The sequence below is a fragment of the Amycolatopsis sp. NPDC114484 genome (assembly GCF_055633755.1).
The window spans coordinates 1012826-1025882 of sequence record NZ_JBVKDQ010000001.1 but is presented as its reverse complement, the minus strand read 5'-3'; the positions used below and the strand labels follow the sequence as shown (position 1 = coordinate 1025882).

Annotated in this window: 12 protein-coding genes; 3 read left to right on the top strand and 9 right to left on the bottom strand. The window is 69.4% G+C overall.

From position 1 onward, the window contains the following. Positions 1 to 177 precede the first annotated feature (177 nt). The 8 genes from ACZ7SW_RS04930 to ACZ7SW_RS04895 all read right to left on the bottom strand — a co-directional run bounded on the left by ACZ7SW_RS04930 (position 178) and on the right by ACZ7SW_RS04895 (position 10121). A complete protein-coding gene (locus ACZ7SW_RS04930) occupies positions 178 to 2637 on the bottom strand; it encodes a serine/threonine-protein kinase (RefSeq protein WP_470229247.1) in 2460 nt (819 codons plus the stop codon). Between the two features lie 800 nt (positions 2638 to 3437). Beyond that, complete coding sequence (locus tag ACZ7SW_RS04925) at positions 3438 to 4370, bottom strand: glutamate ABC transporter substrate-binding protein (RefSeq protein WP_470229246.1); 933 nt, start codon at positions 4368 to 4370, stop codon at positions 3438 to 3440. A gap of 29 nt (positions 4371 to 4399) precedes the next feature. Continuing rightward, the gene (locus ACZ7SW_RS04920) at positions 4400 to 5788 is read right to left on the bottom strand and encodes a hypothetical protein (protein WP_470229060.1); all 1389 of its coding nucleotides are present in this window, start codon (positions 5786 to 5788) and stop codon (positions 4400 to 4402) included. Between the two features lie 91 nt (positions 5789 to 5879). Beyond that, entirely contained in the window at positions 5880 to 6935 is a 1056-nt protein-coding gene (locus ACZ7SW_RS04915) for an ATP-NAD kinase family protein (RefSeq protein ID WP_470229059.1), read from the bottom strand. A 143-nt stretch (positions 6936 to 7078) separates the two neighbouring features. After that, positions 7079 to 7300 (bottom strand): heavy-metal-associated domain-containing protein, encoded by a 222-nt coding sequence (locus tag ACZ7SW_RS04910; RefSeq protein ID WP_470229058.1) that lies wholly within the window; start codon positions 7298 to 7300, stop codon positions 7079 to 7081. A 191-nt stretch (positions 7301 to 7491) separates the two neighbouring features. Beyond that, complete coding sequence (locus ACZ7SW_RS04905; protein ID WP_116199576.1) at positions 7492 to 7695, bottom strand: cold-shock protein; 204 nt, start codon at positions 7693 to 7695, stop codon at positions 7492 to 7494. 210 nt (positions 7696 to 7905) lie between these two features. Next, positions 7906 to 8181, bottom strand: a complete 276-nt coding sequence (locus ACZ7SW_RS04900) for a hypothetical protein (protein ID WP_470229057.1) — start codon at positions 8179 to 8181, stop codon at positions 7906 to 7908. Positions 8182 to 8477: 296 nt separating this feature from the next. Further along, on the bottom strand, positions 8478 to 10121 hold the full coding sequence (locus ACZ7SW_RS04895) for a thiamine pyrophosphate-dependent enzyme (RefSeq protein ID WP_470229056.1): 1644 nt from the start codon (positions 10119 to 10121) through the stop codon (positions 8478 to 8480). A gap of 124 nt (positions 10122 to 10245) precedes the next feature. Between ACZ7SW_RS04895 and ACZ7SW_RS04890 the strand changes: the two genes are divergently transcribed. From ACZ7SW_RS04890 to ACZ7SW_RS04880, 3 genes are read left to right on the top strand one after another with little or no spacing between them, the layout of a single operon-like run. Beyond that, the gene (locus tag ACZ7SW_RS04890) at positions 10246 to 11526 is read left to right on the top strand and encodes a hydroxyacid-oxoacid transhydrogenase (RefSeq protein WP_470229055.1); all 1281 of its coding nucleotides are present in this window, start codon (positions 10246 to 10248) and stop codon (positions 11524 to 11526) included. Beyond that, positions 11520 to 11927 (top strand): acyl-CoA thioesterase, encoded by a 408-nt coding sequence (locus tag ACZ7SW_RS04885; RefSeq protein ID WP_449668542.1) that lies wholly within the window; start codon positions 11520 to 11522, stop codon positions 11925 to 11927. The genes ACZ7SW_RS04890 and ACZ7SW_RS04885 overlap by 7 nt, the downstream gene beginning before the upstream one ends. A gap of 23 nt (positions 11928 to 11950) precedes the next feature. Next, positions 11951 to 12100 carry a hypothetical protein gene (locus ACZ7SW_RS04880; RefSeq protein WP_470229054.1) on the top strand — a complete coding sequence of 50 codons (150 nt, stop codon included), beginning with the start codon at positions 11951 to 11953 and terminating at the stop codon, positions 12098 to 12100. Here ACZ7SW_RS04880 and ACZ7SW_RS04875 read toward each other — a convergent pair. Continuing rightward, positions 12087 to 13040: a helix-turn-helix transcriptional regulator gene (locus ACZ7SW_RS04875; protein ID WP_470229053.1), complete on the bottom strand. Its 954-nt coding sequence runs from the start codon at positions 13038 to 13040 to the stop codon at positions 12087 to 12089. The genes ACZ7SW_RS04880 and ACZ7SW_RS04875 overlap by 14 nt on opposite strands. Positions 13041 to 13057: the final 17 nt, after the last annotated feature.

Below are 13057 nucleotides of genomic sequence, written 5' to 3'. Positions count from 1 at the left end.
GCTAACTACTCCCACCCTCCCACCCCAACACAAAGAAAAAAACTAGGACCGGGGGTGCTTGTCAAGGCATCTTTCCCGCCTTGACAAGCACCCCCGCGCCGTAGTCACAATCAGCTTCGGGGTGCCCCTCTCACACCACCAAGCGCAACGTCGCCGCCAGGCGACGAGCCCCCAGACTCAGGTAAGCGTCCGAGGCCGAATCGCATTAGCCCGATCCACCAACGCGATCCGATCACTAGCGCTATCAGTCAACCGAGCCAACGACCGATAACACCGCTCCAACCCAAACCGAACGTCCCGCTCCTCCAGCTCACACCCCAGCACCTTCGCCGCCGCGACCGGCTTGGCCTGCCCAGGCACCTTCAACCAGTCGTAAGCCGCCTCCAACACCTCCGCACTGAGCCGCGTATGCCGCTCAGCGTCAAGGTTGAGCCGCTGCAACCGCCCCGAAGCGTCGACCAGATCGCCCTCGGTGACAGTCGGATGCTCCCCAGCCCCCACTCCCTGCGCCCGAGTCTTGATCTTGATCGCAGCGACCTGAGCGTCCACGTAATGCGTAGAAGTAGCCGGAACCCCTTCCAGTACCTCCACCGCACTCTCCCGCGCCCCCTGCGCCAGATACACCCGCGCAAGTCCGAACGCAGCACTCACATACGTCCGGTCAGTCCGCCAAACCAGCTCGTAGAACCGAGCAGCGCCGAAGTAATCCCCCACGCCCTCGGCACTGACCGCCAACGCCAGCTTCGGCGCGATCTCCCCCGGCAGGTCGTCGTAAACCGCGTCGAACGCCACGTGCGCGACCCGCGGCCGTCCACCAGCCAGCTCGATCAGCCCGCGGTACCAGTCGATCCGCCAGTCGTGCGGGAACCCGTGCCGGATCGCCAGATACTGCGCGGCCTGCAGTTGCCGCTGCGCCTCCACGAACTCGCCCAGCTCGATCCGGGCTCGCACAATCCGCAACCGCACCTCGATCGACTCACGCGGCGCGGTAGCGAGCGCCTCGATCGCCTCGTGCGGGTCGAGCGCGGTCGTCGTGGCGAGCACCCCGGCGGCCGGGTCATCCGTGTCCACCTGCGGAATCGGCAGACCGGCGACGACCTCGGCCGCGTCCGGCAGCGGCACCCGTTCGCCCTGCTCCGGCACCACCAGGTGGACACCGAAGGTCCGGCTCTCCGGCCCGAACACCGTCGACGCGGCCGGGCGCGGCTGGCCGGTGCCGAGCGCCATGATCTCGCGCAGCACGCCGGTCAGCTGGTCGGCCATGTCGTCGGCGGCGATGAACCGGCGGTCCGGGTCGGCGTGCGTGGCGCGCTTGAGGAAGCGGTAGTACGAGCCGAAAAGCGCGAACAGCGGCACCGCGTCCGGGCCGGGCAGCGTGTTCTTGTACTCGCGGGTGTAACCGGCGAACTCGAAGCTCAGCACGGCCAGCGTCCGGCCGACCGTGTACAGGTCCGAGGACACCGACGCGCCCTGCGACGCCAGCTCCGGCGCGCTGTAGCCGGTGGTGAAGAACAGCGGGCTTTCGTAGTCGTCGAGCCGCCGCACCGCGCCGAGGTCGATCAGCTTGAGCTGCTCGCGGGTCTGGATGACGTTGTCCGGCTTGAGGTCGCAGTACAGCAGGCCCTGGCCGTGCAGGTAGCCGAGCGCGGGCAGGATCTCCAGGCCGTACGCGATGACCTGGCCGATCGGCAGCGGCTCCGGCCGGTTGCTCTCCCGGTGGTGCTGCAGCGCGAGCTCGCGCAGCGACTGGCCGCCGACGTACTCCATGACGATGTAGCCGACGGAGTTGCCGGTCTGCGCGTCCGGATGCTGCACGAAGTTGTGGATCTTGACGATGTTCGGGTGCTCGACCTCGGCGAGGAACCGCTGCTCGTTCGCCGCGGCGGCCATCGCGGTGGAGTCGCCGGTGTCGATGAGGCCCTTCAGCACGACCCAGCGGTCGGACACGTTGTGGTCCTTGGCCAGGTAAATCCAGCCGAGACCGCCGTAGGCGAGCGCGCCGAGCACCTCGTACTGGCCGCCGACGACCTCGTGGGCCTTCAGCTTCGCGATGAACGAGAACGACGTGCCGCACTTCTCGCAGGTGCCCTCGGGCTCGCCCGGCTGGCCGTCCTTGCCGCGGCCGACCTTCGCGCTGCAGTTGCCGCAGAACCGCTTGTCCTCGGCCACGACCGGGTTCGCCAGCACCGCGGTCGACGGATCGCGGTACGGCACCGGGGGCACGTCGATGAGACCGGCGCCGAGCCGCCCGCGCCGAGATCGGCGGGTGCCGCGCGAGCCGGTGCGCCGGGAGGTGCCGGGGAACGACCCCGTTCCGGTTCCGGTGCCTTGCGAGCCCTGCGAACCGTGGGTGCCGGTGCCGTGCCCTTCGCTGCCGCCGGAGGGCAGGACGCTGTCCGTGCCGTGATCGGGCAGCGGGCCGCCGTCTGCGGGGGCGACCCGCGGAGCCGGCGGCATGATGCTCTGGGTGTGCGGCGTCGGGCTGGCCAGCACGCTGGTCGGCATCGGCGCGGCCGGGTCGACTGGCGCGACCGGCTGGTTCGACTGCGGCAGGATCACCGGGGCGAGGTCGCCCGGCGGACGCGTGGGGGCTTCGCCTCCTTCAACCGGACGCTGGCTCTGCGCCGCGGCGCCCATCGGGATCGGGCCGGAGTTCGGGCCAGCGGCGCGGTTCTCCGGCGGACGCGACGGACGGTTCCCCTGCGGGGCCTGTGGCGGGCGGTTCGGCGGGACCGGTCGCTGTCCGGTGCGCGACTGCGGCGGATACGGCTGCCCCTGCGAAGGCGGCGCGGGCTGGCCTGGCGCGGCGGCCGGGTACTGCTGGCCCTGCGTAGGCGGACGGCTTTGCGGCGGCATCGGCTGGCCGCCACGAGGGGCCGGACGACCCTGCGTCCACGGCGGCTGACCGGCCTGGCCCGGCTGTCCTAGCTGACCGGCCTGGCCCGTCTGAGCAGGCTGTCCCGTCTGAGCAGGCTGGCCCGGCTGAGCTGACTGCCCTGGCTGCGCGGGCTGTCCTGGCTGACCCGGCTGAGCGGGCTGGCCTGGCTGCGGAGCCTGAGCGCCTGGACCGGACGGCCCCCGCTGCCCCTGCTGACCGGGTTGCCCGCCCTGAACACCCTGGGCGCCCTGGGGACGCTGCACCGGAGCGCTGATCAACGTCTCGGCGTCAGGATCCGGCTGCGGGTTGAGCCGCCCGGACACCGACGGTTCCGGGGTGTCCCAGCGCACCGGGGGCGGCGGGGTCCACGAGGCGTCGGCCGCCTCGCCCCGTCCGGACGGCTGGTCCGCGGCTTTCGCCTGGTCGCCGTCCCCCTCCGGTGCTGCGTGCCGAGGACGGCGCGCCTCCTCCGACACAACTACCTCCCGAGCTCCCCGCGGCAAAGCTGCCGCTCAAAAAGTACAACTTGCGCCGCGTCGGCGCTGCGAGACCGGCGTGGTCACCCGTATTGCGGCGACGGCGGGCTCGCCGGTCCCAGCCGCGCGCCGACCCAGTTCTGGTAACTGCTCGCCCAGGTGCCGTCGCCGCGGATCTTGTCCAGCACCGCGTTCACGAAGCGGACCAGGTCCTCCTCGTCCTTCGGGACCCCGACGCCGTAATTCTCCTGCGTCATCGGATCGCCCGCGACCTTCACCGTCGGGTCCTGCGCGGCCATGCCGGCCAGGATCGTGTCGTCCGTGGACACCGCGTCGACCTGGCCCTGCTGCAGCATCACCAGGCAATCCGACCAGTTCGGCACCGAGACCGCGACCGGTTTGGCCGGGTCGGTGGCGATCTTCGCGAGCGAGGTCGACTTCGCCGCCGCGCACACGCGTTTCCCGGCGAGGTCGGTCAGCGACTGCGCGTTCGACGACTTCGGCACCAGGATCTTCTGCCCGGCCACGTAGTACACCGACGAGAACTGCACCTGCTTCCGGCGGGCGCAGGTGATGCTGTAGGTCCGGACCACCACGTCGACCTGGTGCTCCTTGAGCACCGTCTCGCGCTGCGACGACGTGATCGCCCGGTACTGCACGTGCCCGTCGGAACCGAAAATCGCTTTGGCGATCTCGTTGACCAGGTCGATGTCGAAGCCTTCGAGCTTGCCGGTCTTCGGATTCCGGAAGCCGAAGAGGTAGGTCGTCTGGTCGACGCCGGCGATGAGCTTCCCGCGCTCCTTGATCTTCCGCAGGCTGGGCCCGGAGGTGTCCAGACCATTCGGCGCGAGGCTGGCCAGCGGGTTGCAGCTGGTGTCGGAGTCGCCGCCCGCCGCGGCATCGGGGCCGCCGACCCCCGCGGGGGTCGGCCAGGCCGCGTCGGTGACGGGCGCGGCCTCCATCGGCTGGTCCGCCGTCCCGCAGGCGGCGGCGAGAACCGCGACCACCGCGAGCACGGCAGTCCGGACGAAGTGCCGCGACCGGATCACCTGTACTCCCTCAATCTCTCTCGCACGCCGACTGTCACGCCGCCCGCGGCGAGCACCGACAGCACGCCGACGCCCGCCGCGAGTGCGGTGAGCGCGTTGTCGCCGGATCTGGTGCTGTCGAGGAATTCCTGACGGCAGACGTCGATCGCGGCCTGGAGGTTCGTGTCGAGCCGGGCGAACGCGGCGGCGGCGCTGTTCGGGCTCACGCTCGTCGCGAAGTCCACCGCCTCCTGGTACTGCCCGCCGTCGTCGAGGCGGCGCACCTGAAGGTGGGCCAGCGACCACTCGCGCGCGGCCTGTTCCGCCACTTCGATCTTCTTCTCCCCCGCGGTGCCGGACGCGAGATCGCGCGCCTGGCCGAGCAGACCGCCCTTGCCGTCCGCTCCGACGAGCTTCTCGGCCAGCTTGATGAACTGCTGCTCGTACGCGCCGCCATCGCCGCGCGCGACCAGCGTGAGGGTTTCATCCGCGCGGGCCTGCAGCGCGTAGATCCGGGCCCGCACCAGGATGTCGACCTGCGAAGTGCCGTCGGTGCGCCCGGTCGCGACGAGACTGCCCTGCACGACGAGCGCGACCGCGCCCCACAGCAGCGACAGCACGATGCAGCCGGTGGCCACGAGCAGTCCGATGTTCAGCACGCGGTTCGTCCGGCGCGTCAAGTAGATCTGCGCGACCACGAGCGCCGCGAGGAGCACGAGAACCAGCGCGACCGCCGCCCACGGCACGTCGCTGCTGCTGTCCTGTTCGTCGGACAGCTTCTTGGTGTGCGCGTTGTAGAGCGCGTCCGCGGCGGGCAGGATCGTCGAGCGCATCAGCTGCGAAGCCTCGCGCAGATACGAAGCGCCGGACGGGAAACCCTGCCGGTTGTTCGCGCGCGCGGTCTCGACGATCCCGGTGTAGACCGGGACCTTCTGGTTCAGGATGTCCACCTGGTGGGCGGCGTCGCCGACCTCGGCGGTGTCCGACGCCGCGCGGGCGAGCGCGGATCCCGCTTCGGCGATGTCCTGCTCGTACCGCTTCCGCAGCGCGGGCGGTTCGGTGCCGACGGAAAGGAAGGCACTGGCCGCGGTCGCGTCCGCGTCCGACAGCGAGCGGAAGACCTGCTGCGCGGCCGCCGCGAGCGGTTCGCGGTGATCGATCAGACCGTTGATCGTGTTGTCCTTGTCTTTCACGGACAACACGCCGACCAGTCCGGCCACCAGCGACAGCAGCACCAGCACGACCGCGATCAGCGACAGCTTGCCGGGCGTGGTGGTGCTCGATCTGACGACCGCGCGCACCGCCTGGCCGGGCAGGTCAAGCAGGCCGGCGATTCCGCTGCGGCCCCGAAATTCCTCCGGTGGGGGCTCGGCAGTCGTTTCCGGCCGCGTCGCAGTGCTGCTCATCCCCGATCCTCCCCGTGTGCCACTCGCAGAAGGTAGCCGGTCGGGCAAGTCGCAGCGAACGACACCCGGAAGGTGTCACCTGCACGTGATCTCAGCCAGCGCAGCGACCGTGGCTTCGGCCTTTCTCGCCGGTTCCGCTTGTAACGGCGCTGCGCAGCAACCCCTGGGTTGCTGCTTCGGCCATCGCCGCGCGTACGTCGACGCACCACGGACCGTCGGCGCGCAGTTCTACGTACGCGCCTTCGCCGTTCTTCAGCTCCAGCTCGCGTTCTCCGTCTACCGCGATAACGCCGCCACCTGCGGCAAGGTCTACGCGCACGCCGGGACGCAACACTCCCCAGCCGCGTACGCCGACTGGACGCACCACGCCGGGCGCGATCGCGGCGTGCACCACGTACGCGGAACTCTCGACCGGACCAAGCTGTAGCGCTACGCCATCCGCGCTGGAACGGGAACTCGGGCACAGCTGTCCGGCGATGCTCGACAGGCCAATGCCGTCCGGCTCAGCGAAGGTGCAGTACAGCTCGGTGAGCGCGGTGGGATCCCAGAGCGCCTTCGCGCCGACGTGTTTGTTCATCGAGACCGCGACGTCCACCAGCGCGATCTCGCGGCGGTTCTTCGTCACTACCTCAAGCATGCTGACTCGCTGGGTGACGAGGTCGGCGTCGACCTGGCCGCTCGCGACCATCCCGGCGGCGAGCCCGGCCACCGTGGCCTCGCCTGCCTGCGGAAACGCGTTGTTGGTGCCGGTCGGCAACGCGAGCAGCGGCACGTCGCCGCACGCCTTCGCGGCCACCCGCGCGGTGCCGTCGCCGCCGAGGCACACGATCACGCCGGCCCCGACGTCGACCATCCGGTGCACCGCGTTGATGGTGTCCTGCGCGGTGCCGGTGAGCGTGTCCTCGTCGCAGAACTCGACCGCGGGCAGCGGATCGCGGCCGAGGTCGCGCAGGACGGCGGCGGAGATGCCGCCGAGATCGGTGGAGAGCAGCACGCGTTCGACGCCGGTCACCGCGAACGCCGACAGCAGCCGGCGCACCAGGTTGGCCTTCTCCTCGACCGGGAAGGCCGACGCCTGCGTGACGAGTCTTCGGATGTCCTGTCCGGAAGCAGGGTTCGCCACTATCCCCGCAACGACTGCCCCCATCGGGCACCCCCCAAGTCTGCTGCCGCCAGGGGACCAGCACACGCGTCCGGCCGCGCGGAGGAAAGGGTTGCACGGACGTTGCATCGGCCGTGCCTCCACGCCGGCCAGAGCCTACCCTGGGTTCTCGCGTGGCTACCCATCGTTCAAACGAGAGAAGCAAGCCCTTCGTAGGTATACCCGGCTTCTTCGACGGCGGCGCGGACAGCCGTCTCGTCGAGGACTTCGGCGCTGCGGACCGTCACGTGCCCGGTTTCGACGTCGACGGTCACGTCCTCGGCCCCGGGCACCTCGGTGAGTTCTTCGGTGACCGACTGCGCGCAGTGGCCGCAGGACATCCCGGTGACGAGATAAGTGTTTTCGCTCATGCCCGCGAGCCTACGAGCCCCCGGCGCGCCACGATCGGGTGATCCACAATGGCCGGCCCAGCACAGAAAGCCTTGGCGGGCAACACAATCCGCATCGTGAGACCGGGGACGGAGCCGATTCGGAGGCGGAGACGAAAGAAGCCACCACCCCCGGAGCCGGGAGTGGTGGCGACTTAGCGATTAGACGCAGGTCAGATCAGGTTGACCGACGTGGCCTGCGGGCCCTTCTGGCCCTGGCCGATCTCGAAAGACACGCGAGCGTTCTCCTCAAGGGTACGGAAACCGTTGCCCTGGATCTCGCTGTAGTGCACGAAGACGTCGCCGCCGCCGTTGTCGGGAGTGATGAAGCCAAACCCCTTCTCGGAGTTGAACCACTTCACGGTGCCCTCAGTCATCTAAACAATCTCCATACATAAAACCAAAACAGGAAGCCGACCGACGTCCTGGGCCCAGACTCGGGCGAGATGCACTCCTCGAAGAAGAGGGCTACGCCCGCTGAGTTCTGCGAGCGCGCATTACCACGAACACAAAAATCGAGACCAAGGAAAGTAAAGCACAGCGGAGCGGGTCCGCACAAGCCGACTCGCCCTAGTTCGCGACGCGGGTCACTCCCCGCTGGCGTGGCGCAGCGGCGCGCCGAACGGCGAGCGCCATTCTACGCCTTGCTCGGCCGGGACCACGGCTACGTCGTGGGCCTCCGCACTGGCGCTGAACAGCACCGGAACCACTCCGGAGCGCGTCTGCTCCGGCACTTCGGCGACCTCTCCGCGGTCCGGCTCGTTCGGCGCTACGGACACCAGCGCACCGGCCCGCGCGGACCGGGCCCGGCCGCGAGCCGTCGCCGCGGCGGTACGGGATTTCCCGTCCTTTTCGTCGGCCATGACGAACTCCCCTCGTTCCTTCCCCGCGCCAAGCGGGGGATGACCGCGATGGTGCCATCCGGCACCGACAAAATCCGGCCGAAACCGGTTGTCCCCACCCCTGAAACGCGCCGAATGGCCGCGAACCGAGCCGGGGAGCGTGTCCACCCGGGAATTTCCCCATCCGAACGCCGGCCGAACCTAGCCGAGCGAACGGGGTCCGGATGCCGAACCCCGGGAACACAGTCAGGTTACCTGAGCGAACCCCTGGCAGCTACCGAACATTCCCGGCGTTTCCCTGTGTTCTCAGGAAGATTTCAGGTCCCCGACGGACGCTGGGCTCCGAGAAGCGTGCTCAGCCGCACGTCCGGAGTCACTACGTCCGGGTCCGTTCGCACGTCGATCACGCAGGGCCGCTGCCGGACGAGTGCGCTCGCGATGATCGGTTCGAGCCGCTCGCGATCGTCCACGGTGTACCCCGCCGCGCCGAGCCCGCGCGCCCACGACGCGAAGTCAGTCAGCGGGATGGTTACTCCGGACAGCCGTCCGTGCGTACGCGCCTGATGCATCGCGAGGGGGCCGTGCAAGCCGTTCTGGAACACGACCACCATCACTGGTGCGCGGTAACGCACAGCGGTCTCGATCTCTTGCCCTGTCATGAGTGTGCCCGCGTCGCCGACCATCGCGACCACAGTGCGCCGCGGCTCGGCGAGCTTGGCCGCTACCGCCGCAGGCACGGCGTACCCCATCGCAGCGTTGCTCGGGCCGAGCTGGCTGCGCGGAGCGGTGAAGCACCAGTAGCGGTGCATGAACTGCGCGAAGTTGCCAGCGTCACTTGTGACAATGGTGTCTTCGGGCGCGAGCTTTCGCAGCGCGCGCACGACGTCGACCGGATGTACGCGCGTGTTGTTGCTTGTGTTCGGCGGTGTCATGAAGGTGTGTACGGCGGCGTTCGCGGCCGACGCTCTGCGCGTGCGCGGCGAAGCGATCGCGCGCAGCTCCTTCAGGAACGGTTCGACCTCAGTGTCCACACGGAACGTGAGGCCGCGGCGGCGCTGTTCGTCGATGCCTGTGCCGACAAGGACAAGCGTCTGCTGTGGAGTCGGGTAGCGGAAGCCCTGCGTCGTGACTTCGTCGAGCTGTGTGCCGAGCGCGAGCACGAGGTCGGCCCGTTCGAGCGCATCGAGCTGGCGCGCGGGGATGCCGAGACCGAGGTGCCCGGCGTAGCGCGCGTGGTTCTCCGGGAACGCGTCCTGGCGGCGGAAAGCGTTGTACACCGGGAGCGCCAGCTCGTCCGCCACCGCGATCAGCTCGTCCCGCGCCGACCGCGCGCGCCCGCCGACGATGACCACCGGGTAGCGCGCTTCGTCCACCAGGCCCGCCACAGCTTCAGCCGAACGGCCCAGCGTTCCGGTGACCGGAGGACGAACCTTCGCCACCGGTTTGGCCGAGTCGTACGGCACCCCCCACGCGTCGCTGGGCACGCCGATCACGACCGGCCCCGGCCGCCCTTCGCGGCACCGGGCGAGGCCTTCGGCGAGGAGATGCGGCACGTCGTCGGGGTCGTCCGCGCGGACGACCCATTTGGCGACCTTTTCGAACATCCCGGTCGAATCGGAGGCCGGGACCTCGCCGGTGAGCACCGGGTCGAGCGCGGGGGTTTCGAGCAGCACCACCATCGGCGTCTCGTCCTGGTACGCCGTCTGCACGCCCATGACCAGCGCGGCGGCGCTCGGGCCGCGGCTCGCGAGCAGCACGGCGGGGCGTTCGGTGAGCTTGCCCTCGGCCTCGGCCATGAAGGCGGCGCCCGAATCGTGGCGGGCCGAAACGAGCGTGACGTCGCGCTCGCGGCGGAGCGCGTCGAGCAATTCCAGGAACGACTCGCCGACGACCGCGTACACCCGGCGGACCCGGGCCTCGTTCAAGACGCGTACGGCCGTTTGCGCGACGGTGGTGCCCACTTGGTATCTAATGAGGAGAGCTTAGGGCGGCACCGTGAACCGGCGTCAAGTGATCTTGAACAACTCGCCGCGGGATTGTGCCAATTGCCGGATCGGGCTGCCCACCAGTTGGGAGGACGCCGTCGTGACATCCGCCGAACATGAGACTGTTTTCACTTATGGGGCTCCGGCGCTCAAATACGGAACCGGCTCGAGCGACGAGATCGGATACGATCTGACCCAGTTCGGCGCGCGCCGCGTGCTCGTGATCACCGACCCGGTCGTCGCCGCGACCGGCTGGCCGGAGCGGATCGCCGAGGGCATCCGCGGCTACGGGATCGCGGCCGAGACTTTCGACGGAGTGCACGTCGAACCCACCGACGTCAGCCTGCGGAAGGCCGTGGACTTCGCGCGCGGCACCGGCCCGTACGACGCGTTCGTGGCGGTCGGCGGCGGTTCCAGCATCGACACCGCGAAAGCCGCCAACCTGCTGACCAGCAACGACGGCGAGCTGATGGACTACGTCAACGCGCCGGTCGGCGGCGGCCGAGCGCCGGCGAACCCGCTGAAGCCGCTGGTCGCGGTGCCGACGACGACCGGAACCGGGTCGGAAAGCACCACGGTGTGCGTGCTGGACGTGCTGTCGCTGCGGGTGAAGAGCGGGATCAGCCACCTGCGGCTGCGTCCGACGCTGGCTGTCGTGGACCCGAGGCTCACGGTCAGCCAGCCCGCCGGGGTCACCGCGGCGAGCGGGATGGACATCCTGTGCCACGCCGCGGAGAGCTACACCGCCAAGCCCTACACCGAGTTCGACCGGAAACGGCCGGAGGAGCGGGTGCCGTACTGCGGGGCGAATCCGCTGGCGGACATGTTCGCGGAGAAGTCGCTGCAACTGCTGTCGTGGGCACTGCCCGCCGCGGTGCGCGACGGCGACGACCTGGCCGCGCGCGAGGCGATGGCACTGGCCGCGACGTTCGCCGGGCTCGGCTTCGGCAACGCCGGTGTGCACATCCCGCACGCCAACGCGTACCCGATCGCCGGGCAGGTCCGGGATTTCCATCCCGACGGCTATCCCGGCGACGAAGCGATGGTGCCGCACGGCATGGCCGTCTCGCTCACCGCGCCCGCCGCGTTCCGGTTCACCTTCGCCGCGAACCCGGAACGCCACCAGCGGGTCGCCCGGCTGCTGGCCCCGGACTTCGAATGGTCCGGCGACTTCGCCGATCACCTGCCAGCCGTGCTGACCACGCTGATGCGCGACATCGGCCTGCCCGCCGGGATCGGCGCGGTCGGCTATACGGAGTCCGATGTGGACTCTCTCGTGGAGGGAACGCTGAAACAGCAGCGGTTGCTGGCCACCGCGCCGCGCACACCGTCCGAAAAGGACCTGGCGGACATCCTGCGGGATTCGGTGCAGCTGTGGTGAACTACCCGCACTGGCAGACGGTTCCGTTGCGCTGGAAGGACAACGACGTCTACGGCCACGTGAACAACGTGGTGCACTACTCGCTGATGGACACCGTCATCAACACCTGGCTGATCGAACGCGGCGGTCTCGACATCGAGTCCGGACCAGTGATCGGGCTGTGCGTGGAATCGCGTTGTGCTTACCACGCTTCGGTTTCGTTCCCGGACACGCTGCGGATCGGACTGCGGGTGGCGCACCTCGGGCGGTCGAGTGTGCGGTATGAGATCGGGATGTACACGGCCTCGGAAACCCTGGTGGCGGAGGGACATTTCGTGCACGTGTTCGTGGACCGCGAGTCGCGGCGGCCGGTTGAGGTGACGGGGAAGCTGCGGGAATCGTTGGCGGAACTGGCTGTTTGACGTCTGAGGTGCATGGAAGTCGCGTGCGAGTGCGAAACCGCACTGCGGGCGCACCTACGTCGCTCTTCGCCGCAGCTGCCGACCTCGCCGCGGGCACCACGCCGATCGGCGTCTACTGGCCTGGCAATGACCTGACCACCTCCGCGCTTTTCAGCGTGATCACGCAGGACTGACCGCACGCAGCGCCCGGCCGCCGAGTTCGCGCAGGTGCTCCGCCAGCTCCGGCGGCTCGTGCACCTCGAACTCGCGGCCGAGGCTGGTCAGCCGGAACGCCAGCCACTCCAGGGTGTCGGCCGGGCTGACGACGCGGCAGGTGCGGTCGTCCACTGCGGTCACTTCGCTTGCCGCGCCCCAAATCCGCGCCACCTCGTCCGCCGGCGCGTGCACGGTGACCACCGCGCGATGCGTCGGGCGGGAGGTGTGCAGCTTCTTGGTCACGTACGCCGCCGGGTCCTCAGCGGGCAGCTCCCGGACGCTGAACCGAGTCCCGATGGCCTGCAACCGTTCGATGCGATCGACGCGGAAGACCCGCCAGTCGTCCCGATCGCTGTCGAACGCGAGCAGGTACCAGCGACGACCGGACGACACCAGATGATGCGGCTCGACCAGCCGTCTCGTCTCCTTGCCGTCGTTGGCGAGATAGCTGAACCGCAGCCGCTCGCGGTTGGCGATCGCCGTCGCGAGGACCGTGAGCGACTCCGGATCCACGCGCGGCCCGTCGTTCACCGGCAGCGGCACGGTCGCGTTGCTCAGCACATTCACCCGGCGCCGCAGCCGAGACGGCAAGACCCTTTCCAGCTTCGTGAGCGCACGCACCGACGCCTCGTCGATCCCGGTCACCGCGTGCCCCGACGCCATCCGCAACCCGACCGCGATCGCGACCGCCTCCTCGTCGTCCAGCAGCAACGGCGGCATCGCACTGCCCGCTACCAGGCGATATCCGCCCTCCGCGCCCATCGTCGCCTCAACCGGATACCCCAGCTCCCGGAGTCGCTCGATGTCTCGGCGAACCGTGCGGCCCTCAACGCCCAGCCGCTCCGCCAGCTCACTGCCCGGCCACTGGCGAGGCGTCTGCAACAGGGACAGCAACTGCAATAACCGAGCCGCACTCATGATCTAGGACCATATCT